The sequence below is a fragment of the Streptomyces sp. NPDC048361 genome, assembly GCF_040651795.1.
Lineage (GTDB): Bacteria > Actinomycetota > Actinomycetes > Streptomycetales > Streptomycetaceae > Streptomyces.
This window is the reverse complement of record NZ_JBEZKW010000063.1, coordinates 15946-39598: the sequence shown is the minus strand read 5'-3', so window position 1 is coordinate 39598 and position 23653 is coordinate 15946. Positions and strand designations below refer to the sequence as shown.

The 23653-nt window shown below is 72.2% G+C and carries 17 protein-coding genes and 1 pseudogene; 12 read left to right on the top strand and 6 right to left on the bottom strand.

Annotated elements, in window-relative coordinates; all coding sequences use genetic code 11:
- The first annotated feature begins 180 nt into the window (after positions 1-180).
- The 4 genes from AB0D31_RS28575 (at position 181) to AB0D31_RS28560 (ending at position 5056) form a co-directional block, all read left to right on the top strand.
- Positions 181-1446 (top strand): sensor domain-containing protein, encoded by a 1266-nt coding sequence (locus tag AB0D31_RS28575; RefSeq protein WP_362728399.1) that lies wholly within the window; start codon positions 181-183, stop codon positions 1444-1446.
- On the top strand, positions 1431-2078 hold the full coding sequence (locus tag AB0D31_RS28570; protein WP_362728397.1) for a response regulator transcription factor: 648 nt from the start codon (positions 1431-1433) through the stop codon (positions 2076-2078). The genes AB0D31_RS28575 and AB0D31_RS28570 overlap by 16 nt, the downstream gene beginning before the upstream one ends.
- Before the next feature lie 138 nt (positions 2079-2216).
- Entirely contained in the window at positions 2217-3371 is a 1155-nt protein-coding gene (locus AB0D31_RS28565; RefSeq protein ID WP_362728396.1) for a methyltransferase, read from the top strand.
- 146 nt (positions 3372-3517) lie between these two features.
- Positions 3518-5056 carry a DUF1996 domain-containing protein gene (locus AB0D31_RS28560; protein ID WP_362728394.1) on the top strand — a complete coding sequence of 513 codons (1539 nt, stop codon included), beginning with the start codon at positions 3518-3520 and terminating at the stop codon, positions 5054-5056.
- Between the two features lie 54 nt (positions 5057-5110).
- Here AB0D31_RS28560 and AB0D31_RS28555 read toward each other — a convergent pair whose 3' ends face one another.
- Positions 5111-5500, bottom strand: coding sequence for a hypothetical protein (locus AB0D31_RS28555; RefSeq protein WP_362728392.1), 390 nt, complete (start codon positions 5498-5500; stop codon positions 5111-5113).
- Positions 5501-5618: 118 nt separating this feature from the next.
- Between AB0D31_RS28555 and AB0D31_RS28550 the strand changes: the two genes are divergently transcribed.
- From AB0D31_RS28550 to AB0D31_RS28515, 8 genes are all read left to right on the top strand, one after another.
- Positions 5619-6200 carry a rhomboid-like protein gene (locus AB0D31_RS28550; RefSeq protein ID WP_362728390.1) on the top strand — a complete coding sequence of 194 codons (582 nt, stop codon included), beginning with the start codon at positions 5619-5621 and terminating at the stop codon, positions 6198-6200.
- 28 nt (positions 6201-6228) lie between these two features.
- A complete protein-coding gene (locus AB0D31_RS28545; protein WP_362728388.1) occupies positions 6229-7023 on the top strand; it encodes a tyrosine-protein phosphatase in 795 nt (264 codons plus the stop codon).
- Positions 7024-7130: 107 nt separating this feature from the next.
- On the top strand, positions 7131-9065 hold the full coding sequence (locus AB0D31_RS28540; RefSeq protein WP_362728386.1) for a hypothetical protein: 1935 nt from the start codon (positions 7131-7133) through the stop codon (positions 9063-9065).
- A gap of 270 nt (positions 9066-9335) precedes the next feature.
- Positions 9336-10223: a metal-dependent hydrolase gene (locus AB0D31_RS28535; RefSeq protein ID WP_362728384.1), complete on the top strand. Its 888-nt coding sequence runs from the start codon at positions 9336-9338 to the stop codon at positions 10221-10223.
- A 1-nt stretch (position 10224) separates the two neighbouring features.
- Positions 10225-11295 carry a PDR/VanB family oxidoreductase gene (locus AB0D31_RS28530; RefSeq protein WP_362728382.1) on the top strand — a complete coding sequence of 357 codons (1071 nt, stop codon included), beginning with the start codon at positions 10225-10227 and terminating at the stop codon, positions 11293-11295.
- A 47-nt stretch (positions 11296-11342) separates the two neighbouring features.
- The gene (locus AB0D31_RS28525; RefSeq protein ID WP_362728380.1) at positions 11343-12056 is read left to right on the top strand and encodes a TetR/AcrR family transcriptional regulator; all 714 of its coding nucleotides are present in this window, start codon (positions 11343-11345) and stop codon (positions 12054-12056) included.
- 21 nt (positions 12057-12077) lie between these two features.
- Positions 12078-12632: a GNAT family N-acetyltransferase gene (locus AB0D31_RS28520; RefSeq protein WP_362728378.1), complete on the top strand. Its 555-nt coding sequence runs from the start codon at positions 12078-12080 to the stop codon at positions 12630-12632.
- Between the two features lie 48 nt (positions 12633-12680).
- A complete protein-coding gene (locus AB0D31_RS28515) occupies positions 12681-12851 on the top strand; it encodes a hypothetical protein (RefSeq protein ID WP_362728376.1) in 171 nt (56 codons plus the stop codon).
- Here AB0D31_RS28515 and AB0D31_RS28510 read toward each other — a convergent pair.
- The 5 genes and pseudogenes from AB0D31_RS28510 to AB0D31_RS28490 all read right to left on the bottom strand — a co-directional run.
- Positions 12804-13034: pseudogene (locus AB0D31_RS28510) on the bottom strand (IS982 family transposase); the annotation flags it as partial. The gene AB0D31_RS28515 and the pseudogene AB0D31_RS28510 sit on opposite strands and share 48 nt — an antisense overlap.
- A 99-nt stretch (positions 13035-13133) precedes the next feature.
- The gene (locus AB0D31_RS28505; protein ID WP_362728374.1) at positions 13134-13919 is read right to left on the bottom strand and encodes a hypothetical protein; all 786 of its coding nucleotides are present in this window, start codon (positions 13917-13919) and stop codon (positions 13134-13136) included.
- A gap of 323 nt (positions 13920-14242) precedes the next feature.
- Positions 14243-16330, bottom strand: coding sequence for an NB-ARC domain-containing protein (locus tag AB0D31_RS28500; RefSeq protein ID WP_362728372.1), 2088 nt, complete (start codon positions 16328-16330; stop codon positions 14243-14245).
- 93 nt (positions 16331-16423) lie between these two features.
- Positions 16424-21724 (bottom strand): pullulanase-type alpha-1,6-glucosidase, encoded by a 5301-nt coding sequence (gene pulA, locus AB0D31_RS28495; protein WP_362728370.1) that lies wholly within the window; start codon positions 21722-21724, stop codon positions 16424-16426.
- Positions 21725-21891: 167 nt separating this feature from the next.
- Positions 21892-23628: a carbohydrate-binding module family 20 domain-containing protein gene (locus tag AB0D31_RS28490; RefSeq protein ID WP_362728368.1), complete on the bottom strand. Its 1737-nt coding sequence runs from the start codon at positions 23626-23628 to the stop codon at positions 21892-21894.
- Positions 23629-23653 lie beyond the last annotated feature (25 nt).

Below are 23653 nucleotides of genomic sequence, written 5' to 3'. Positions count from 1 at the left end.
GAGCGCTTTCGCGAGCAGCTTCTCGGAGTACGCCTTGCCCTTCTGGGCCGCTTCGAGCGACACGTCCTTGAGGACGACCTCGATGCCGGCCCGGGGCCGGGGGTGAAACCCCGTGACCTGCGCCGGGGCGCTCGGTGACACTGGTGCCGGGATCACCGGCACTACGAAAACGGGGAAGCGATGACTGCGACCAAGGCACGGGACGCGCTCCTGGCGGGGGTGCGGGGCCTGACCCTGTCCGTCATCGCGATCACGGGGTCGATCATCCTGTTCACGCTGACCGTCGTCTCGATCGCCCTCATACCCGTCGGCGTCGGCGTGCTCACCACCCCGCTCCTCATCGGGCGGGTGCGGGCCCACGCCGACTTCCGGCGCGAACTCGCGGCCCGCTGGTCCGGGGTGCGGATCGCATCGGCGTACCGGCCGCTCCCGAACCGCGCGGGTGTCGCCGGCTGGGCCGAGCGGTGCACCGTCCTGCTGCGTGACCCGGCCACCTGGCACGACCTGCGCTGGCTGCTCGCCGACATGACGGGCGGGTTCGCCACCGCGCTGCTGCCACCCGCGCTGCTCGCCTATGTGGCGTACGGCTGGGTGCTCGCCCTCGGTGTGTGGCGGCCGATCGCGGACGCGGGCGGTGACTGGTTCCTGTTCATCCACATCACCTCCCAGCAGAGCGCGTACGCGGCCGCCGCGCTCGGCACCGCGCTGTTCGTGCTCGGCCTGTTCGTCAACCCTGCGGTGCTGCGCGCCCACTTCACGCTCGCCCGGGTTCTGCTCGCCCCCTCGCGCGAGGCCCAGCTGGAGCAGCGGGTCGACCGCCTGACCGAGACCCGGCACGACGCCCTGGACACCTCGGCGGCCGAACTGCGCCGCATCGAGCGGGACTTGCACGACGGGGCGCAGGCCCGGCTCGTCGCCATGGGCATGAACCTCGGCACCATCGAGGCGCTCGTCGAGAAGGACCCGGCCCGGGCCAAGGAGCTTCTCGCGCTGGCCCGCGCGTCCTCGGCGGAGGCCCTGACCGAGCTGCGCGACCTGGTGCGCGGCATCCACCCGCCGGTCCTGGCCGAGCGTGGACTCGCCGACGCCGTACGGGCGTTGGCGCTGCGCCTGCCGGTGCCGACCGATGTGTCGGTGGACCTGCCGCAGCGGGCCCGCGCGGAAGCACCGGTCGAGTCGGCGGCGTACTTCGCGGTCAGCGAGTTGCTCACCAACGCCGTCAAGCACGCGGCGGCGGACAGCATCTGGGTCGACCTGTCGTACGGGGCGGGCGCGTTGCGCGTCTCCGTCGGCGACAACGGCAAGGGCGGTGCGCGGGCCGGCGCGGGCGGCGGCCTGAGCGGGGTCGAACGCCGGCTCGGTACATTCGACGGCGTTCTGGCCGTCAGCAGCCCCGCGGGCGGTCCCACGTTGGTGACGATGGAGATCCCTTGCGTGTTGTCCTAGCCGAAGACCTGTTCCTGCTCCGCGACGGCCTGGTCAGGATGTTGGAGGCGTACGACTTCGAGATTCTCGCCGCCGTGGAGAGCGGTCCCGAGCTGACCCGGGCCTTCGCCGACCTGGAGCCGGACGTCGCGATCGTCGACGTCCGGCTTCCGCCGTCGCACACCGACGAGGGGCTCCAGTGCGCGCTCGCCGCCCGCCGCGCCCGGCCCGGCCTGCCGGTCCTCGTCCTCTCCCAGCACGTGGAGCAGCTCTACGCGCGCGAGCTGCTCGCGGACGGCACCGGCGGAGTCGGCTACCTCCTCAAGGACCGGGTCTTCGACGCGGAGCAGTTCATCGACGCGGTACGCCGGGTGGCGGGCGGCGGCACCGCGATGGATCCCCAGGTGATCCAGCAGCTGCTCTCCCGCAGGGCGCGCGACGAGCCGCTCGGCGGGCTCACCCCGCGCGAACTGGAGGTGATGAAGCTGATGGCGCAGGGCCGCTCCAACGCGGCGATCGCCGAGCGTCTGGTGGTGACCGAGCGGGCCATCGCCAAGCACACCTCCAACATCTTCGCCAAGCTGGGCCTGCCGGTCTCCGACGACGACAACCGCCGGGTGCTCGCGGTCCTCGCCCACCTCGACCGGGGCTGAGCGACGGGCGGCGGGCTCGGGTCCGGGGCGGGATCGGGCTCGGGCTCGGGCTCGGGCTCGGCGCGGGCGGCGGCGCCCGGCCCGGGCCGGGCCGCCACGGCGGGGCCCGGCCGCCGTTTCGGGTTAGCCTGGCAGGCAATGAACCGCATGATCACGCCCTGGGGCGAGCACGACCTGACCCGATTCCCCGAAGACCCCCGCGACCCGCTGCGAGCCTGGGACGCCGCCGACGAGTATCTGCTGCGCCACCTCGCCGAGAGCGGGGAGCTCGACCTCTCGGGGACCGTCGTCGTGACCGGCGACCGCTGGGGCGCACTCACGACGGCGCTCGCCGAGCACCGGCCCGTGCAGATCAGCGACTCCTTCCTGGCCCAGGAGGCGACCCGCGCCAATCTGACACGGGCCGGTTTCGCGCCGGATTCCGTACGCCTCCTCTCCACCCGGGACGAGGTGCCCGAGCGGGTCGACGTGCTGCTGGTGCGGGTGCCCAAGAGCCTCGGTCTCCTGGAGGACCAGCTGCACCGGATCGCGCCGTCGGTGCACGCGGGCACGGTCGTCGTGGGCACCGGCATGGTCAAGGAGATCCACACCTCCACGCTGGCCCTGTTCGAGCGGATCCTCGGCCCGACGAAGACGTCGCTCGCCGAGAAGAAGGCCCGGCTGATCTTCACCACGCCGGACCCGGAGCTCGCGAGGCCCCGGAACCCGTGGCCCCTGACGTACTCCCTGGAGCTGGGCATCGGCCCCGCCTCCGGGCTCGCGGTGACCAATCACGCCGGGGTGTTCTGCGCCGACCGCCTCGACATCGGCACCCGCTTCCTGCTCCAGCACCTGCCGGAGCGCACCGGCCCCGACCACGTGGTGGACCTGGGCTGCGGCAACGGCATCGTGGGCACGGCGGCGGCGCTCGCCAACCCCGAGGCGCGCATCACCTTCGCCGACGAGTCGCACCCGGCGATGGCGTCGGCCGAGGCCACCTTCCGGATGTGCGCGGGCCCCGTGCGGCGCGCCGACTTCCACCTCGGCGACGGGCTGGCCGCGTTCCCGCCCGGCACGGCCGACCTGGTCCTCAACAACCCGCCGTTCCACAGCCACCAGACGACGACGGACCGCACCTCCTCGCGCATGTTCGCGGACGCCCGCACCGCGCTGCGCGACGGCGGCGAGCTGTGGGTCGTCGGCAACCGGCACCTGGGCTACCACGAGAAGCTGCGGCGCATGTTCGGCGCGTGCGACCTGGTGGCGTCCGACCCGAAGTTCGTGGTGCTGCGCGCGGTGAAGCGGGCACGCTAGCCGCAGGGCCCGGAGTGGGGCGGCGGGGCGCACATGCGCGCCCCGCCGCCCTTTTCCGTGCCCCAACTCCCCTGAATCTCCTGAGCCCTTGAACGCCCCATGCCTCCCATCCGTATGGAACGGCGCGCTTCGAGCGAAGGAGTTCCATGGGACGCATCGCACGCTCTCCCCGAAAACGGCCGGCCCTTCCCCGCCGGATGATGCTGGCGGCGGCCGCCCTCGTCCTCGGCGGCGGCGGGCTCGCCGCGGTCAATGTGTACGCCTCCGCGAGCGAGGGCGGCCCACCGGGCGTGGGCGGCTCGGGGCACGACATGGCGCAGATGCGGATGGTGTCGACCATCGACTGCCCCGACGTCGGCAATTCCCTGACCACCGTGCCCCCTACGGTGAAGCCGGTCGTCGACCGCGGGCTGGCCGATCTCGATACGCAGATCACCGACGCGTATACGAAGTTCGCGGACAACAAGGACCGGATCCAGCGCGATCCGCGGCTCGCGGACACCATGGTGCTCGACCCGCTCAAGGCCCGGCGTACCGAGTCCATCGGGCAGATCGCGGACGCCACCGGCCAGCCCGGCCTGAAGAACCGGGGTCTCGCCGCGTGCACGATGCGCGCCGCCGACGACCCGCCGAACGCCGCCGGCCAGGACAGCGGGGGCCAGGACGGCGGGGGCCAGGACAGCAGTACAGCCGGCGACAGCGGGGCGGATGGCAGTGCAGCGGGTGACAGCGCGGCGGGTGACAGCGGGACGGGCCAGGGCGTCGACGCGGCCCGCTCCGGCTCGGGTCCCCTGTCCTCGGGTCCCTCCCGCAACGACTTCGTCGACATCCGCACCGTACGGCCCGACGCCGCCGCCCCCGCTCCCCGGCGCACCGCCTCCACCGGCAGCTTCACCAGCGACTGCGGGCGCAACCAGAACGGCAAGCGCAACCCCGACAACGTCATCGTCGCGCCGGGCGTGAGCAATGGCGCCCACCACATGCACGACTACGTCGGGAACCAGGCGACCAATGCGTTCTCCAGTGACGCCGATCTCGCCGGGGGCGCGACCAGCTGCCGCAATCAGGGCGACAAATCCACCTACTACTGGCCGGTGGTGCGCGTCCTGAACCAGGGCAACGACACCGACGCGCGGGCCGACGGCGGCGGCAAGGACCGCAACGTGGGGAAGATTCAGACCCCGGTCCAGGCGACGATCAAGTTCGTCGGGTCTCCGGTGAGCAAGGTGACCGCCATGCCGCGCTTCCTGCGGATCATCACGGGTGACGCCAAGGCGTTCACCAACGGCAACGCCAACGCCAATGCCTCGTGGAGCTGCACCGGCTTCGAGAACCGGCAGCTCAAGGACAAGTACCCGCTCTGCCCCCAGGGCAGCAAAGTGGTGCGCACCTTCATGTTCCAGAGTTGCTGGGACGGCCGGAACACCGACAGCGCCAACCACCGCACCCATGTCGCCTTCACCGACAAGCGGGGCGCCTGCCCCGCCGGATTCACGGCGATCCCGCAGCTCGTGCAGCGCATCGTCTACGACGTGCCCGCCAAGGCCGGCGCCTTCGCCGTGGACTCGTTCCCCGAGCAGCTCCACAAGCCGGTCACCGATCACGGTGACTTCATCGACGTCTTCAGCGATCAGCTGATGGGGAAGGTGGTGAACTGCATCAACACGGGGCGCTCCTGCGCCTGAACATCCCCCGCGCGCGAGCGCGAAGAGGCACCTGCCGCTGCGCGGCCGGCCCGGTCAGTGTCCGGAATGCATGGTCCCGGTCTCGACACTGCCACCGAGCCGGCCGTGCAGTGCCGTGACCACCGGCTGGGTGCCGACCGCGACCCACTTGCGGCCGACCAGGTAGACACCGCCGTAGTCCTCCGCCTCGTTGATCCACTCGCGCTGGCCCCGGTCGGTGGCGAAGGTCGCGAGGACATAACGGCCGTCCGCCGTCGTGCAGTTGGCCTGCCGCAGCTCCGCCGAGTCGGTGGACAGGACCGGGTGGCAGGCGGCCCGCGCGGCGAGCTGCTCCAGTGTGCCGCTCGCCGTCGCGGGGGCGTGCGGCGACGGCGACGTACCGCAGCCGGCCAGGACGACGGCGGCCGCAGCCACCCCGAGGACCACTCGTGCTTCAGTGCGCATCACCCCATCCTGCACTCAACTCCCGGAAAAACAAGGGGAGTTGGGAAGAGAAGAACGGAGTGGGGAATAGGCGGACAACCGGCGGGCGGGCCGGGCCACGATGCCCGATCATGAGCGTATGCGTGCACCCCTCCTCGCGCCCGGGTACGTGGGCGGCGTCCAGCTCATCGCGTACGCCGGCCGGCGGCTGCTCGGCGACACGGCCCGCCTGGACCTGCTGCGCTCGTGCTCGACCAACGTCGACAACCTGGACGCGGGGCGCTGGGCCACCCTCGCCACCAGCGCGCTGCTCGTGGAGGAGCCCATGGAGCTGCCCTACGCGCTGCTCCTGCTCGCCGTGCTCGGCTTCGCGGAGTACGCGTACGGCGCCTGGTGGACGGCCGGGGTCTTCGTGCTCGGCCATGTCGGGGCGACGCTCCTGGTGTACGGGGGGCTGCGCGCGAACCACGCCTCCCCCGCCACCCGCTCCGCCGTCGACGTGGGGCCCAGCTACGGTTTCTACGCCGTGCTCGGCGCGCTGACCTCGGCCCTGCCGCGCGGGCCCGTGCGCGGCGCCGTCCGGGCGGCCCTGCTCGCGCTCGCGGTGCGGCCGCTGCTGCGGCCCGGGCGCACCTTCACCGACGCGGGACACTGCGCGGCACTGGGACTCGGTCTCGGGGTGGCGGCGGCCGTGGACTACCGTTCGGTTCGAAACCGGTAGATTTCACCTGCTCAGGAGCCGCCCGCCCATGATCGCGATCCCCGCCACCTCCGTCGCCAACCTGCGCGACCTCGGTTCCACCCCGCTCGCGGGCGGTCACACCGTCCGCTCGGGCCTGGTCTTCCGCGCCGGCCAGCTGGACCGCATGGACGCGGCCGCCGACCCGGCGGTGGCCGAGCTCGGGCTGCGCACCATCGTCGACTTCCGCACCGCCGCCGAGCGCGCCGACTACCCGGACCGGGTGCCGGCCGGGACCCGCCTCCTGATCGCCGACGCGCTGGCGGACAAGATGTCGGCGGCGGGCGCCCCCGCCGCAGCCCAGCTCAAGCACATCCTGGCCAACCCCGTCATCGCCGAGGAGCACTTGGGCGGCGGCAAGGCGCAGGCCCTGTTCGCCGACACCTACCGCTCGCTCGTCTCCTCCGGCTCGGCCCGCGCCGCCTACCGCACCCTCCTGACGGAGCTGGCCGCCGACGACGCGGGCCCGCTGCTCTTCCACTGCACGGCGGGCAAGGACCGCACCGGCTGGGGCGCGACGGTGATCCTGTCGCTGCTCGGCGCCGACGAGGCGACGATCGAGCGGGAGTACCTCTCGGTCAACCCGGCGGTGCGCGAGGCGTTCGCCCCGCTCATCGAGGGCTTCGTCACGCAGGGCGGCGACCCCGAGATCGCGCTCGCCGTCATCGGTGTGGTGCCCGAGTACCTCGCGGCGGCCCTGGACGAGGTCGCGACGGCGTACGGCTCGATGGAGAAGTACGCGCGCGACGGGCTCGGGGTGCCGGACGACGCGATCGCCCGGCTGCGCGAACGGCTCATCGCGTGATCACCGCGTGATCACCGCGTGATCACCTCGCGGCGTCGTCAACTCGCCTGAGAGGCGCGCTGGTTGGGCAGGGGTGACCATCTCCACATTCGCTCGTTTTGCTGAACGTGGCCCCAGAGCAGGACATCCTCAACCCACCCGCCCCCTCCGTCGGCGTCGAGCAGGCCGAGGCCGCGCTCGTCGAGCACTATCCGCGACTGGTGCGGCTCGCCTACCTCGTACTCCCGCCGTCCCTCGGGCGCAACCGCCGGGTGCTGACCGCGCACGCCATCGTGCAGCGCTCGCTGCCACGCGGCCGCGGCGGCTCCGGCGACGGCGGTGACGAGGCGCTGATCCCGGCGGCCCGGCGCTCCGAGTCCGGGGGCGGCCCGGGGTATGTGTACGTGCGGCGGCGCGTGGTGCGCCAGGCGCTCGAAGCGGGGCTTCCGCTGCGCCGCAGGGCCTGGCCCAAGCGGGCGCAGTTCCCGCCGCTGCTGCCCCAGGTCTGGGGGCTGCGGCTGTTCCCGCGCTCGGGCGGCGCCGATGAACTCGCCCTGGACCAGCGCCTGTCCGCCCTGTCCGGGCCTGCCCGCGCGGCCTGTGTCCTGCGCGCTCTGGAGCGGCTGAGCGACGACGAGGTGGTCGCCGAGCTCAACGCGGCGGGTGCCGTCGGGGCGCGGCAGGCCCTCGTGGACGCCGGCGGTGTGGAGCCGGCGGCCGGGCTCCTGGAATCGGCCGAGTTCGACCCCTGCTCGCTCCAGGCGCGGCCCACCGATCTGATGCGGCGCCGCCAGCACGGCCGGGCCGCGCTCGCCGCCGTCGCCGCGCTCGTGGTGTGCGGGGCGCTCATCGGGCTGCCGGGCGACGGCTGGGGACCCGACGGCGCGGCCGCGCCGCCCTACGCGCAGAACCCGGCGGCCCAGGCGGCGCTCGACCCCGGCCATCTGCTGCGGGTCGAGCCGACGGCGTGGACGACCGCGACGCGTACGGACTTCTCCCTCTGGCCGGCCCGGGGCGACCTCACCGGCGACGCGGGGCTGTTGCGGCGGGCGCTCGCCGTGTGGGCACGGCCGGGCGAGAAGGTCCAGGTGTCCGCGACGCCGGGCACCCCCTCCGGTCCGCCGATGGGTGCGCCCCAACTCCTCTTCGCGGGCACCGTGGACCGGGCGCGGGTAGTGCTGTTCTACGACGGGCTGCGGGTCGCCCGCTACGCCGAGCCGCGTGAGGGCACGGCGGGCGCGGCGCTCGACTTCGCGCGGGTGGACGCGGCGGACGCCGCCTCCGCGAGCGCGCTCGTGGTGGGCAGGACCGACGGCAATGTGCGCTATCTGACGGCGCCCTGGGTGCGCGAGGCCTCCGTACGCGATCTGCTCACGCCCGATGCGGCGCCGCGCCCGCTGCACCGGGACAAGGACGGGGTGACCGACCCGGTCATCTCGCCCTCGCAGGCCGGGCAGTGCACCTCGTGGGACGCGCTGGAGTTCCGGGACGACAGCGGGGTACGGCTCGTCACCGACCTCGGGGAGCTCGCCCCGGCCCGGCTGACGTGGGGTCCGCCCTCGGGCCCCCACGACGTCGGCGACCGGGCCGCGCGCGAGGGCTGGGCGCGGACCGCGTGTCTGCTGCCGACGGTCCGCTCGCACGGGGTGCGCTCCGTGAACGACTGGCAGTTCGCGCAGCAGGCGCTGCCCGAGAACAACGGCACCGCCGACTGGATCTGCACCCGCGCCGAGACCTGGCGGGGCGCGGGCAGCCGGGTCTTCGCCCAGTTCCAGGCGCCCTCCACCCGGCTCGCACCCGGCGCCATCGCGGCCCGCGCCGAGAACTCGGCTGCCTGCGGGCCGCGCGAGGCGCGGGTGCTCGCGGGGGTGCTGTGGAAGTCGCGCGGCGGTACGTGGTTCGTGCTGGCCGCCGGCAGTGAGCAGGTCGCGTCGGTGACGCTGTCCGGCGGGATGACCGGCAGCGAGCGGGGCAATCTGCTGGCCGTACGGGCGAAGGAAGGGGCCCGCGCCGAGCTCAACGGGCGCCTCGCGGACGGCAGTCCGATCGCCACCCTCCGCTGACCGCCGGCCGGAGCGCCACCCGTGAACCGGCCGGAGCGCCACCCGTGAACCGGCCGGAGCGCCGCCCCTGACCCGGCCGGGCCCCCACCCGTGACCCGGCCGGGGCGCCACGAGTGTCCCGGTCGGCCCGCCAGGGGTGTCCCGGCCGGCCCACCCCCTCTGAGCCGGCCGGGACACCGCTCTCCCCCGACGGGTCCCCGGCTGCCGTCCTGCCCAACAATCCGGCGCAGACCCCTGTCGCTGCGGCGTACCCGTCAGTACATTGACGCCATGTCTAATACGCCGCAGCCCGCTCCGGTCGCGGAGGAGCGCATCGAGCTCAAGGCCCGGAACGTCTCGTTCGCCTGGGACGAGACGCCCCTGCACTGGATACCCGGCGATCCGTTCACCGGCCACACCATCAATGTGCTGCACCTGCTCCTGCCGGCCGGCGAGCGGTGGTTCGTGCACGTCTACAAGCAGGTCCTGCCGTACATCACGGACGACCGGCTGCGCGAGGACGTCATCGGCTTCATCGGCCAGGAGGCGATGCACTCCGCCGCGCACGACGACGTACTCCCCCATCTGAAGAAGCTCGGCCTCGACCCGACGCCGTACACCGCGCAGGTGGACTGGCTCTTCGAGAAGCTGCTCGGGGACCGCACGCTGCCGCCGGGCCGGGCCCGCACGTGGTGGCTGATGGAGCGGGTCGCCACGATCGCGGCGATCGAGCACTACACCGCCTTCCTCGGCAACTGGATCCTCAACGCCGAGACCCTGGACGCGCGTGGCGCCGATCCGACCATGCTGGACCTGTTGCGCTGGCACGGCGCCGAGGAGGTCGAGCACCGCTCGGTCGCCTTCGAGCTGTTCCTGCACGTCGACGGCGGTTACCGGCGCCGGGTGCGCACCTGGGCGACGGCGTTCACCGCGCTCGCGTTCCTGTGGCAGCGCGGGGCCCGGTTCTTCATGGACCACGATCCCTCACCCGGGGTCGGCAAGGCGAGCCTCGGCGCGTTCTACCGGGCCGGCCGGGAGGGCATGCTGCCCTCGACGCCCGCCATGCTGAAGTCCATCCCGCGCTATCTGAGCCGCGCCTACCACCCCTCGCAGGAGGGCAGCACGGCACAGGCCGTGGCCTATCTTGCCGCCTCGCCCGGCGCCAACGGAGGCCACTGACATGCGCCGCTCCACCACCCTCGCCCTGGCCGCCGCCGGGACCGCGCTGCTCGCCCGGCGTGCCCTGCGGCGGCGCATCGGGGCCTCCCCGTTGTGGCCGCTGCCCGCCCTCGAAGAGCCCGTGTCGGGGCGCGGCGCCCGGCGCTCCACCGTCGCCCTGAAGCTCACCGTCACCGAACGCACCGAGCCGGCCGAAGGCGTCGTGGCGCTGCGTCTCGAAGCGCTCGACGGAGCCGAACTGCCCGCCTGGGAGCCCGGCGCCCACCTCGACCTGGTGCTCCCCTCGGGCCTGGTGCGGCAGTACTCGCTCTGCGGCGACCCGGCCGACCGCACGGCGTACACCGTCGCCACCCGCCTCATCGAGGCCGGCCGGGGCGGCTCGCGGGAGGTGCACGAGCAGCTCCAGGAGGCGGTCGAGCTCACCGTGCGCGGCCCCCGCAACCGTTTCCCACTGGTTGTGCAGGGCCCGTACGTGTTCGTCGCGGGCGGCATCGGAATCACCCCGATCCTCCCCATGATCAGGGCGGTTGAGGCAGCGGGAGCGGACTGGCGGCTGCTGTACGGGGGGCGTTCGCGGGCCTCCATGCCGTTCCTGGAGGAGATCGAGGGGTTCGGTGCGAAGGTCACCGTCGTCCCCGAGGACGAGGCCGGACTGCCCGACCTGACCGCGTTCCTCGTCAACTCCCCCTCCGGCGCGGCCGTCTACTGCTGCGGCCCCGATCCCCTGATGGACGCGGTCACGGCGGCACTCGGTCCCGAACGGCCCCCGCACGTGGAGCGGTTCGCGCCCGGCGCGACTCCGGCGGGCGCCAGGTTCGAGGTCGAGCTGCGCCGGTCGGGGCGCACCCTCGCCGTCCCGGCGGACCGGTCGCTGCTCTCCGTGCTGCGCGCAGCCGAGGTGCCGGGCGTCTCCTACTCCTGCGAGCAGGGTTTCTGCGGAACCTGCCAACAGCGGGTCGTCGAGGGCGGGATAGACCACCGGGACGAGCTGCTCACGGATACGGAGCGAGCCGACTCGATGCTGATCTGTGTATCGAGGTGCCTCGGCCCGAAGCTGGTGCTCGACTTGTAGGCACTCCGTCCACCTGTAGGTACTCCCTCTATAGGTACTCTGTTCGCATGACGACCGGGGTACGGCGCAGGATGGGCGTCGACGAGCGCAGGCAGCAGTTGATCGGGGTGGCCCTCGATCTGTTCAGCCACCGCTCGCCCGACGATGTGTCCATCGACGAGATAGCGGCGGCCGCGGGGATCTCACGGCCGCTGGTGTACCACTACTTCCCTGGCAAGCAGAGCCTGTACGAGGCGGCGTTGCGCCGGGCCGCGGACGAGCTGGCGGCCCGCTTCATGGAGCCGCACGAGGGCCCGCTCGGGGCCCGACTGCTGCGGGTGATGGGCCGGTTCTTCGACTTCGTCGACGACCACGGGCCCGGCTTCTCGGCGTTGATGCGCGGCGGCCCGGCGGTCGGCTCGTCCACGGCGAACGCCATGATCGACGAGGTGCGCAACGCCGCCTATCTCCAGATCCTGGCCCACCTGGGCGTCCAACAGCCGCCCGCACGGCTTGAGTTGGTGGTCCGATCCTGGGTGTCGCTCGCCGAGTCGACGGCGCTGATCTGGCTCGACGGGCGGCGGATCGACCGTACTGAGCTGGAGTTGCAGCTGGTGCACGACTTCGCGGTGCTGGCCGCGGTGAGCGCCGCCTACGACGAGGAGATGGCGGCGATCATGCTGCGGATGCTCGCGGAGGAGCCGGCCGACGGCCCGTTCGGCGAGCTGCTGGAGCGCCTGGCCACCCTGCTCCCCCAGGTGCCCGCGCCCCGCGTCGGCTGAGCGCTGCGGCATGATCGCCGCATGACGTACGACCTCGAACCCGGTCTCGGGCCCCGCCCCGAACTCGGCCTTGCACTCGACCGCGCATGCGACGGCGACCTGCCGGCGCTGACCTCGCTCTACGACGGCGCCGCCCGCTGGATGCGGGAGCACGGCATCGACCAGTGGCAGCCCGGCGGCAAGGACGCCGAACACTTCCGGCTGCGCATGAGGGAGGGTGAGGTGTGGCTCGCCCGTGTCGGGGCTGCCGTCGTCGGCGCGTACGAACTGTGGTGGCGGGACGAGCAGGCATGGGGAGCGCAGCCGCCGGTCGCCGGGCACGTCCACCGTCTGATGGTGGACCGGACGACCGCGCCACGCGGCACCGGCCGGGCGCTGCTCGCCCACGCCGAGGGGCGGATCGCCGGTTCGGGCCGGGCGCTGTGCCGCCTCGACTGCCGCGCGGACAACCCGGTTCTGGTCCGCTACTACGAGGACGCGGGGTACGCGGTCGTCGGCGAGCTGCGGGAGAAGACGGACGGCGGGGGCAGCCCGTATGCGGTCACCCTGATGGAGAAGGCGCTGCCTGTGCGCTGATGCGGGGCACGCGCGACGGGTGTGCCCTGTGCGCGGATGGGGGCCGGCGTGGAACGTTTGCATTCCTGGCTCAACTGGCAGCCGGTCGGTGACCAGCGTCGGTTCGGTGGCGAAGATGTCGAGGAGCGTCTCGCGTTCGTCGGCCTTCGCCCCGGTCAGCGCGAACGCGATCGGCAGGTAGGGGAACAGGTGCCGCAGGTGCGCCCGGGCATGCCGTAGCCACCGGGCTTCGGAGGTGTGGCCGTGCATCGCCTGCATCATCGGCAACGACACCAGTTCGGCATCGCTGAGCTGCGGCGATGCCAACCACCGGCCGCCAGGGGCGAGCTGCGGCGAACCCTTGAGCAGATCATCGGCCTTGACGTAGCGTGCGGTCGCGAGGGAGTCCATGTCTGGCGTCACAACCCGACTGTGGACTCCCTCGTCTCATCCGCGCAGCCAACCCTTGAAATCGATCATCCAGGTCGCACCTGATCGCTGTCAGGCCCCTGGCGGTCGGGCTCAAAGGGCCCAGGGCAGTCGGACGGCCTCGATTTCCGTGTCGTTCAGGAGGGCCTCGACGAGCGGGGCGGGGCCCGCCACCTTGGTGGCCCAGAGGTCGTAGTCCGTGCAGAGGACCCAGGACCGGTCCTGGGCCCAGAGGTTGGACGGGGTCCAGCCGTTTCCCTCCGGGTGGTCGTACAAAGCCTTGGCATCCGCGAGCGTGCCGGCCCGGACGTGCAGGTTGTCGAAGTCCTCAGCCCCCTGCAACAGCGGGCTGTAGTAGGCCAGGCAGCGGGTCTCGGCACCCTGCGGGCTGTGCTCGGTGAGGACATCGACCAGGCGGTTCCAGTCGGTCCGGTCAAGGCTGCCCTCGGACGGCCCGGCGATGCCGACAGGCCAGCCGCCCGGTTCCCGGAGCGAGGGGAATGAGTGGTAGCAGGGCAGCAGACCCTCGGGCACCACTGGATCACCGGTCCGCCGCGAGAGCTCCGCCCACCGCAGCCGGCGCCAACGGGGGCCGTGAGGCTCGCCCGGCGTTCCCCCGCACACGTCCGCGGGGTCGAGGCCGGGGATGATCTCGGGCCCGCCGCCATTCAGCACGGCTCGCTGATACGCGACATAGGACATGGTGGTGGGGCCGAGTTCGTGTTCGTACATGGAGTGGAGCGCCCATGCGGCGTCGGGCAATGGCGGCGGCATGAAGCCGGTGAGCCCGTCATCGTCGGCCAGGTCCCGCAGCCAATCGGTCTCCCCAGCCGCGGCCGGTGACCACCGGGCGGTCGCCGCAACGACTGTCTCGTTCATCCGTTCATGGTCTCACCCGCGGCGGAGGACGCCTGCACTCCGCTTGACCTGCGAGAACACTTAGTTCGGGAGCGTCGGGAAGGGGCGGGGTCAGGGGCGGAGCCCCAGCAGCCCCGCCACCTTCGGGTGCGGACCGCGCTGGGGTGGCGGGGTCCGGGGCGGAGCCCCAGCAGCCCCGCCACCTTCGGGTGCGGACCGCGCTGGGGCACCCGCGCCCACCGCGGCGGAGCCACGCAAAAGACACAGCCCCGCGCCCCTGTAGGGCACCCGAAGTCGCAGGTACCGCGCCCCATAGGGCATCCGCGCCGACCGTCGGTGCGGCCTCAACGCCCGTACCGGGAAGGCCCCTTGAGCGCGTGGATGAGGCCGTCGTCCAGGCCCGTCGCCACCCCGCGGCCGAAGGCCGAGTCGTACGCGCCGTCGCCGAGGGCGGCCCGGGCCCGGCGTTCGCACTCTTCGCGGACGGCGGTCAGTTCGGGGGCGCCCATCTGGGCCTTGCCGATCGTGCGCCAGCACTCCTGGCCGACGCCGAGGAGCAGCGCGCCGTCCTCGCCGTCGCCCTGCGAGGCGACCGCGCAGGCCAGCATGTCGAGGCCCATCGCGATGCCGAAGCTGTCGTGCAGGAGCCGTTTGCCGGCGAGCATGGCGCGGGCGTGGGCGGCGGCCTCGGCGGGCCGGCCGAGTGCGAGCGCGCCCGCCGCCAGCATGTAGTCGGCGTACGCCCGCATCCAGCGTTCGCCGCGCGCCGCGCACTCGTCGCGCAGCCGGACGGCCTCGGCGGACGCCTCGGTGTAGCGGGCGAGGTTGTTGAGGGCGTAGATCCGGGCGAGAGCGCACAGGGCGCGGCCCGGTGAGAAGCCGGTGTCCTGGGCGAGGGCCGCGTCCAGGATGGTGAGGGCGCGCTCGGGGTCGCCGGGCATCAGGACACTGCCGCCGTACAAGTAGGCGGCGCGCAGCCGCTGTTCGGGGTCGCGGGCGGCGCGGGAGCTCTCCTCGCCGAGCCGGTGCGCCATCACGAAGTCGCCCTGGAGGAAGGCGCACATGCCGAGCGCCCAGACGGCGGCGGCGCGGTGCGGGCCGGGCCCGGGGCAGCCGTCGAGGGCGCGCTGGAGATAGGCCCGGCCCTCGCGCTGGCGGCCGCAGCCGAACCAGACGAACCAGAGGGAGCCCGCCATGTCGAGGGCGGCCTCGGGGTCGGTGGCCAGGAGGTGTTCGAGCGCGGTACGCAGATCGGCGTGTTCGGCTTCCAGGCGTACGTACCAGTCGAGTTGGCCGGGCCCCATCCAGGCGGCTTCGGCCTCGTGGGCGATGTGGCGGAAGCGGCGGGCGTGCCGGTCGGCCACCTCGTGGGTCTCGCCGAGCTCGTCGAGCCAGCGCAGGCCGTACTCGCGAATGGTGTCCAGCATGCGGTGGCCGAGCCGGCCCGACGGTTCGAGGCGGGTGCGGATCACCGATTTGTCGACGAGGCCGGCCAGGATCTGCTCGACACCGCGGGCGGGCAGCGGGCCGCCGGCGCCGATGGCCTGGGCGGCGGCGAGGTCGAAGCCGCCCGCGAAGACGGAGAGCCGGGCCCACAGGAGCCGCTCCAGGGGCTCGCACAGCTCGTGGCTCCAGCCGATGGCGGTCCGCAGGGCCTGGTGGCGCGGAAGCACGGCGGCGACACCGGTGCCGGCGCCGGTGTCGCCGCCTGGGCCTGCGCCCGTGCCCGTGCCCGCGCCCGTGCCGGTGAGCACTTCGAAGCGGGAACCGAGCCGCGCGGCAAGTTGCTCGACCGACCACAACTTGAGTCGTGCGCAGGCCAGTTCGAGGGCGAGCGGGATGCCGTCGAGCCGGTGGCAGACGTCGGTGGCCGCGGCGGCCCGGGCAGGGTCGTCGAAGCTGAGGTGGGGCACGGCTTCGGTGGCGCGTTCCTTGAACAGGGTCAGCGCCCCGCCCGCGACGGGCAGCGGCTCCAGGGGGAAGACGTACTCCTGCGGACGGCCCAGGGGCTGGCGGCTGGTGGCCAGGACGGTGAGCCCGGGTGAGGCCTGGAGCAGTTCGCCGATGAGGTGGCCGCAGGCGCTGATCAGGTGTTCACAGGTGTCCAGCACCAGGAGGGAGCGCTTGTCGGCCAGCCGGCCGCAGAGTGCTTCGCAGGCGGTGCGCAGGCTCTGGTCGGTGACGTCGAAGGCGTCGGCGACGGTGGCGGCGAGTAAGTCGCGGTCCCGCAGCGGGGACAGCTCCACCCACCAGACACCGTCGGGATAGCGGTCCCGGATCCGCCGGGCGGCGCGCAGCGCGACCCGGGATTTGCCGACGCCGCCGGGTCCCGTGACGGTGACCAGCCGATGCCGTTCGAGGAGGCCGTCCAGGGTGGCCAGTTCGCCCGACCGCCCGATGAAACTCGTGCTCTCCGCAGGAAGATTCCCCACCACGGGCACAGTCTGGACCACGATGCGGCCTGTGACGGAACCCGAGGCGGGGAACAACCGAAATCACTCGTCGCGCGACCTGGAATGATCGGTTCAGCGTTGCTTGAAGACCGCTACGGTACGGGCCGGGACTGTGAAGCTCCCCGAACTCTGATCGTATGTGGCCGTCTTCACCACCGGATCGGCCCCGCCGGCCTGGCGCGGATGCAGGGCGTAGGGGGTGCCCGCGACGGCCGTGACCTGCTGCGTCTGGCGTTGAGGCGTCGCGTTGAGGACGACGACCAGCGGGCCGAGCCGCATGGTGATCACGCCCGGGGTCTCGCCGGAGCCCGACAGCGGGAACGACAGGGCCGACTGGACCTGGCCCGCCGTGGCGAGCCCGAACGCGCCCTCCGTGTGGCGGATCGCGAGGAGGTCCTGGTAGGCGGCCGAGGTCCCGTCGATCTGGGCGCACTGCGGGGTGAGCGCCGGGTTGGTCAACAGGGGTTTGGCGTACGGCCACTTGGTCTGGTTGTCGGCGGCCATGGGAAGTCCGCGCCCGAACCCGTTGCCGGCCCGGCAGTCCCAGTGCAGGGCGTTGAACCAGTCGCCGCTGTCGAAGGAATTGCGGTCGAGCGACTTGGAGCGCAGCAGGTCGCTGCCCGCCTGGGACAGCGCGGGGCCCTGCGACAGCGTGGCGGTGGCGAGCGCGATGACCTGCATGCGGGACCGGTCGCCGACCGAGGTGCCCGCGGGCAGTTTGTACGCCAGCGCGTCGTAGAGCGACTCGTTGTCGTGGGCGTCCGCGTAGGCGAGCGCGTCGCCGGGGGCGGCGGCGTACCCGGCGGGGGCGCCGTTGTAGTCGACGTCGGAGCCCTTGACGGTGCGGCCGGAGCTGTCGGTGAAGGTGTACGCGGCGAGGTTGCCGCTCAGGCCCACCTCGATGAGGTCCTGGTAGTGCAGCAGGCGGGCCTTCTGTTCGGCCGGAGTGCCGTTCGCGGTCGAGGAGTTGGGGTCGGTGTAGAGGCCGGAGGCAAAGCCCTGCACGCCCGGGTCGGCGTCGAAGGGGCTGCCGCCGCGCACCGCGTCGCGGGCCCGGTCGGAGAAGGTGGCGATGCCGGTGCCTGCCATGTTCTTCTGGGTGGCCTGCACGAAGCGGGCGTCGTCGGCGACCTCACCGAAGTTCCAGCCCTCCCCGTACAGGATGATCTTCTTGCCGTCGACGCCGTCCTTGGCCGGGGTCAGCGCGTCGAGCGCCGCCCGTACGGCGACGATGTTGGCCTTGGGGTGGTGGCCCATGAGGTCGAAGCGGAAGCCGTCGACCTTGTACTGCTTGGCCCAGGTCACCACCGAGTCGACGACGAGCTTGCCCATCATGGCGTTCTCGGGCGCGGTGTTGGCGCAGCAGGTCGAGGCGGCGACGCTGCCGTCGTCGAGCAGCCGCTGGTAGTAGCCGGGCACGATCTTGTCGAGGACGGAGTTGTCGGCCTGCCCGCTCGCCGCGGTGTGGTTGTAGACGACGTCCATGACGGTCCGCAGGCCCGCCCCGTTGAGCCCCTGCACCATCTGCCGGAACTCCACGGTGCGGCGCGTCCCGTCGGGATCGCCGGCGTAGGAGCCCTCGGGGACGGTGTAGTGCAGCGGGTCGTAGCCCCAGTTGTACGCGTCCTTCGCGGCCGATCGGGCGACGCAGGCCTGCTGCTCCGCGGAGTCCGGCGCGTACACCCTCAAGTCACAGGCGGGAGTGGCCTGTTCGGACCTCTTCTCGGGGATGCCGGCGATGTCGAAGGCGGGCAGCAGATGCACGTAGGAGGTGCCGGACTTCGCCAGCTGGGCCAGGTGCTTCATGCCGTCGGAGCCGGTGTCGGTGAAGGCCAGGTACTGGCCGGGGTGGCGGGATGTGGGGTCCGCGATGGAGAAGTCGCGGATCTGCACCTCCTGGATCTGGGCGTCGCGCAGCGGCACCGCGGCGGGCTTCTTCAGCGTGGACCAGCCCCTGGGTGCGAGCTTCGGATCGGCGAGGTCCACGACGAGGCTGCGGGCGGAGTCGGTGGTGAGGGCGGTCGAGTAGGGGTCGGTGACCAGGTTGGTGACGACGCGCTGGACGCTGGGCGCCCACACCGTCACGGCGTACCGGTAGGGCTTGCCCGACCAGGAGGCGGGCCCGGTCACCGACCAGACGCCGGAGGTGTCGTCGCGGCGCATCGCGAGCGTGCGGCCGTCGAGTTCGAGGGAGACCTTCCGCGCGGTCGGCGCCCACACGGAGAGGGTGGGGCGGCCATGGGTGAAGACGGGCCCGAGCGACGCCTTGACGGCGGCCGCGCCGTACAGGTCGTCGAGGACGCCCTGGGTCTGTACGCCGGTCGCGGCGAGGAGCGCCCCGTTGGCGGCCCGCTGGGTGGCGATGAGCTGCCCGGTGAGCGACTCATGGACACGGGAGCGGTCGCGGGCGTCGACGGTGAAGGCGGGATAGTCCTTCAGCTGCGGAAATGTGGTCTTCTGCGCGTCGCTCAGCGAGGACGGTGTCAGGCGCAGCCACTGGCCCTCGTCGGAGAGCGCGCCGTCCTTGACGGTGATGCCGCCGCCGGGCGCGTACACCAGTTGCTGACTGGTCGCGGCGCTCGCCTTGACCTTCCAGACCACCGTGTTCCGGTCGATCCACTGCGCCGCGGACTTGGTGAGGTCGAGCGAAACACCCGAACTCGCCTGCGGGAGCAGGTACTTGGGCTGTCCGGCGAGCAGCCACACCTCGTCGCCGGATGCGGCGATGTCGAGGGACTGGTCGTCCGGCAGGTCCTTGTGGTCGCCCTTGTGCAGGATGTAGCTGAGGGTGGTGGCGCCCTGGGCGAGCGGCACCTCGAAGGTCACGCCGTAGGCGTCGCGGCCGGTCGGCGCCAGGGGCTTGGACCAGTCGGTGGGGGTTGCGGCGCCGGTCCAGGTGTGCAGCCCCCAGCCCTCGTAGTCGCCGTCGGGCCGATAGTAGTGCAGGACCACCTTGGAGGTGTCCTGCGGCGGGTGCGCGCCGGGCGGCGCCTGGCCGGACTGGCCGTCATTGCCCTGCGCGATCCACACCTCGCCGGTCGCGGCGAGGTCGACGGTGCGTGCGGGCCCGTCGGCGCTGTCGCCCTTGGCGACGGTGTACGTCAGCGACGAGGCACCCTCGGGGATTCTCAGCCAGGCGAAGGCGCCGTAGGCGTCGCGGCCGGTGAACGGGGCGCTTTGGCCATCGCTCTTCAGCTGCCAGCCGTCGTAGTCACCTGCGGGCCGCTGGTAGTGCACGACCGCGTAGTCACGCTCGACGGCCGTCGGTTTGACGGGTGCGGGCAGCTGCCCCGCCGTCGTCGCGGCGGTCGCGCTCGCGGTGCGTCCTCGGCCGTCGACCACAACGGCCTTGTAGCGCACGGGGGTTCCGGCGGCTGCATTCACGTACTGGGTGACCTTGTACGGCGCGTGGTCGGCGGAGCCGAGCGTCTGCCACGTGCCGTTGCCGCTCTGCGCGGCGAAGACGACCCGGTCGAGCCCGTCGCCGCTGACGCCGGCGGACACCTCGACGGTGCCGGCGGCGCCGGGCGCCGGGGCCTTGAGGGTGATCGACGGCTTGACCGCGGGCGCGGGCAGCGCGGCGGCGGCCTTCAGGACGAGGGAGGACAGGGCGGGCACGGTCACTTCGACCCTGGCGTCCGAGCCGCTGCGCACCGATCCCGAACCGCCGTACAGAACACCGTAGTTGGCGTTCGCGGAGGCGGTGGGCACGGAGACGGTCTTCGCCTCGGTCGCGTTGTTCACGGCGACGACGTACTCGGTCCGGGTCTTGGCGTCGGTGCGCGAGAAGGCGTAGACGGACTCCTTGGCATAGCGCTCGGTCTGGACGCCGTCGCGCAGCGCCGGGTTGGCCTTGGTCAGGCGGGACAGGTCGGCGATGGTGCGGTAGAGCGGGTGGGTGGGGTCGTAGGCGTCGGATGCATGGGTGCGGTCGGTGCCGAGCTCGTCGTCGTCCAGGTAGTCGGGGGCCTTGGAGGCGAACATGGTCTGGCGGGCGTCCTTGTCGCCGCCCGCACCCGTGAAGCCCTGCTCGTCGCCGTAGTAGACGACCGGGTTGCCCCGGCTGAAGAACATCAACTCATGGGCCAGACGGTCGCGTTGGAGCAGCTCGGCGTCGCTCGCCTGCGGGTGGTCCTGCTTGAGGAAGGTCCCGATGCGGCCCATGTCGTGGTTGCCGAGGAAGGTGACCTGCTCGTAGGCGTTGGCCTTGTCGGTGGTGTAGCGGTAGTCGTCGGCGAAGAGCGCGGCGAGCTTGGTGGCAGGGGCGCCCTGGGAGGCGTACTGGCGTGCCGCGTCCTGGAAGGGGAAGTCGAGGGTGGCGTCCAGACGGCCCCGGGTGACGTACGGGGAGGTCACGGCGGGGTCGGCGGAGTAGGTCTCGCCGAACATGAAGAAGTCCGGGCGCCCCTGCTTCTTCGCGTACGCGTCGAGCGCGGTCGCCCACTGCGTCCAGAAGTCGAGGTCGACGTTCTTGACGGTGTCGATGCGGAAGCCGTCCACGTCGAAGTCGTGGACCCACTTCTCGTAGATCTTCTCCATGCCGGAGACGACCTCGGGCCGCTCGGTCCACAGGTCGTCGAGCCCGGAGAAGTCGCCGTACTCGCCGCTCTCCCCCGCGAACGTCGAATCGCCCCGGTTGTGGTACATCGTCGGGTCGTTCAGCCACGCCGGGACTTTCTTCTCCTTCACGACGGGCGTGTAGGGGAAGGAACGGGCGTCTACCTTCTTCATCCCGTCGCGGTCGTCGAAGGGGCGACCGCTCGTGTCGAGGTAGGGGTAGGCGCCCTTGGACCGGTAGCCGTACTGCTGCTCGGCGTAGTCGACGGTGTCGGCGGTGTGGTTGGTGATGACGTCGAAGAAGACCTTCATGCCCTTGGCGTGGGCGCCGGCTATGAGCCGGGTGAGGTCGGCGTTGGTGCCGAAGTGCGGGTCGACCTGGGTGAAGTCGGTGATCCAGTACCCGTGGTAGCCGGCCGAGGCGTCCTTGCCGGTGCCCTGGACGGGCTTGTTCTTGAAGATCGGGGCGAGCCAGATGGCGGTGGTCCCGAGCCCCTTGATGTAGTCGAGCTTCTGTGTGATCCCCTTGAGGTCGCCGCCCTGGTAGAACCCCTTGTCGGTGGGGTCGTACCCGGTGTCGAGCCGCGAACCGGTCAGCCCGCCGCGGTCGTTGGCGGTGTCACCGTTGGCGAACCGGTCGGGGAGCACGAAGTAGAACTGCTCGCGGGTCGCGTCGTGCCGGGCCGGCTCGGCGGCCATCCGCGCGTCACTGGGCGGCGCGGGCGGTTTCGGCGCGGCGGCCGCGGGCAGCGCGGGGACGAGCGCCGCACACAAGGCGGCCGCGACCGCGACCGCCGTTCTTCGCAGGGGGATCACCGGGTGCTCCTCGGTCGTACGGGGTTCTCGGCACGGGGGGGTGGGACGGAGTCGGGGCGGGGCGGGACGGGTCGGAAACGGATGGGCCTGTAGGGGCGGAGGATGGGGGGCCGCCGGCGCCCGGCGGGGTGAAAGGCTCCGGCGGCCCGGTTCGAGGGGGCGCGGGGTCAGTTGCGCCAGGTGTCGTTCAGCGTGACCTTGCCGTCGGCGGGCACGGTGGCGGTGCGGTTGGCGCCGCTCTCCCAGGTGACCTGGCCGTTCGCGTCCTTGCGGAGGTACTTGTACGCGAACGACGTGCCGGCGGGCAGCGCGACGCCGAGCTTCCACACGGGGTAGCTCGCGGGGTCGAGTTCGAGGGCGGCGGCGGTGTTCCAGGCGCCGAGCGCGCTCTGGTCACCGGTGACGTAGATGTTCTGGCCGACGACGGTGGTGGCGTTGACGGAGAACGAGGCGCCCGACGCGGTGGTGCCGCCGCCGTTGCCGCTGCCCGGGGCCGAACTTCCGCCGCACGAAAGGGCGTTGATGTGCAGGGCGAGCGCGGTGTCGGGGGCCAGGGTGGCGGTGAAGCGGCCGCCGGAGTCGACCGTCACGCCCTTGCCGCTCTGCACGTCGCAGTAGTCACCGGCGGGCAGCGCGGTCTGGAAGGTGCGGGTCAGCGCGGTGGATTCGTGGTTGATGGCGACGTACGCCTTGGCGCCCCGGCCGAACGCCACCTGGTTGGCACCGTTGTCCCACCAGTTGGTGACGGACTCACCGCGCGCGGTGTTGTGGAAGCCGACCATGCTCTGGATCTGCGGCCACCGGTGCTGGCACTTCCAGCCGTCGGCGTAACAGGCGTTGACCGTACCGCCGTTGGGCGGCCCGGCGTCGTTGTCGGAGAACTCGTACCCCGAGTGGACGTCGGGCGAGCCGTAGGGCCAGGCCAGCATGAAGACGTTGGCGAGGGCGTAGTCCGCGCCGTCCTTGTAGGTGAGGGTGGAGCCATTGCGTTCGGTGTCCCAGTTGTCGATGAACACCCCGGCCTGCGCGCTCGGCACATATCCCCAGGCCTCGCCGAAGTTCTTCAGCTCGGCGAGCTTCTCGCCGGTGAAGACCCGCTTGAGGTCGCGTCCGTACCGGAACTCCTGGACGTCGCCGTTGCCCAGGTACTCGGAGGGCTGGACAGCCTCGCCCGCGCCGTAGATGACCTCCTGCTTGAGGTAGACGCCGGGGTTGGTGAGCTGCGCCTTGATGGCCGCTATGTCCTCGGCGGCGATGTGCTTGGCGGCGTCGATGCGCAGCCCGTCGACGCCGAGCGAGAGGAGGTCGTTGAGGTACTGGGCGATCCGGGTGCGGACGTACGGCTCGTTGGTGTCGAGGTCGGCGAGCCCGACCAGCTCGCAGTGCTGCACGTTCCAGCGGTCGGCGTAGTTGGTGACCTGGCTGGTGCAGTCGTCCATGTCGGCGGACTGGTATGTGCCCGGGTAGTTGTACTTGGTGTACGGGGAGCCCCCGGTGCCGGTGCCGGAGCCGGCGGCCATGTGATTGATGACGGCGTCGGCGACGACCTTCACGCCGGCCGCGTGACAGGTGGCGACCATGTGCTGGAAGGACGCGCGGTCCCCGAGGCGGCCGGCGATCTTGTAGCTGACGGGCTGGTACGACGTCCACCACTGGCTGCCCTGGATGTGCTCGGTGGCGGGTGACACCTCGACGTAGCCGTAACCGGCCGGGCCGAGGGTGGAGGTGCACTCCTGGGCGACCGAGTCGTAGCGCCACTCGAAGAGTTCGGCGGTGACGTCCCGGTCACCGGGGGCCGATGCGGCGGCGGTGGGGACGCCGGGCGCGGCCAGGAAGACCGCGGCGGCGGCCGTGGTGAGGGCGAGGGCTGACGCCGTTCTGCGTTTCCTGCGGGGGGAGTTCATGGGGGCGGATCCTCCTGCGGCTCGG

Excerpts from the sequence above, each read along its gene's own strand:
- AB0D31_RS28520 (WP_362728378.1), top strand. The coding sequence starts at position 12,078 with ATGACGTACGACCTCGAACCCGGTCTCGGGCCCCGCCCCGAACTCGGC.
- AB0D31_RS28555 (WP_362728392.1), bottom strand. The coding sequence starts at position 5,500 with ATGCGCACTGAAGCACGAGTGGTCCTCGGGGTGGCTGCGGCCGCCGTC.
- AB0D31_RS28550 (WP_362728390.1), top strand. The coding sequence starts at position 5,619 with ATGCGTGCACCCCTCCTCGCGCCCGGGTACGTGGGCGGCGTCCAGCTC.
- AB0D31_RS28525 (WP_362728380.1), top strand. The coding sequence starts at position 11,343 with ATGACGACCGGGGTACGGCGCAGGATGGGCGTCGACGAGCGCAGGCAG.
- AB0D31_RS28565 (WP_362728396.1), top strand. The coding sequence starts at position 2,217 with ATGAACCGCATGATCACGCCCTGGGGCGAGCACGACCTGACCCGATTC.
- AB0D31_RS28575 (WP_362728399.1), top strand. The coding sequence starts at position 181 with ATGACTGCGACCAAGGCACGGGACGCGCTCCTGGCGGGGGTGCGGGGC.
- AB0D31_RS28490 (WP_362728368.1), bottom strand. The coding sequence starts at position 23,628 with ATGAACTCCCCCCGCAGGAAACGCAGAACGGCGTCAGCCCTCGCCCTC.
- AB0D31_RS28535 (WP_362728384.1), top strand. The coding sequence starts at position 9,336 with ATGTCTAATACGCCGCAGCCCGCTCCGGTCGCGGAGGAGCGCATCGAG.
- AB0D31_RS28505 (WP_362728374.1), bottom strand. The coding sequence starts at position 13,919 with ATGAACGAGACAGTCGTTGCGGCGACCGCCCGGTGGTCACCGGCCGCG.
- AB0D31_RS28560 (WP_362728394.1), top strand. The coding sequence starts at position 3,518 with ATGGGACGCATCGCACGCTCTCCCCGAAAACGGCCGGCCCTTCCCCGC.
- AB0D31_RS28545 (WP_362728388.1), top strand. The coding sequence starts at position 6,229 with ATGATCGCGATCCCCGCCACCTCCGTCGCCAACCTGCGCGACCTCGGT.
- AB0D31_RS28530 (WP_362728382.1), top strand. The coding sequence starts at position 10,225 with ATGCGCCGCTCCACCACCCTCGCCCTGGCCGCCGCCGGGACCGCGCTG.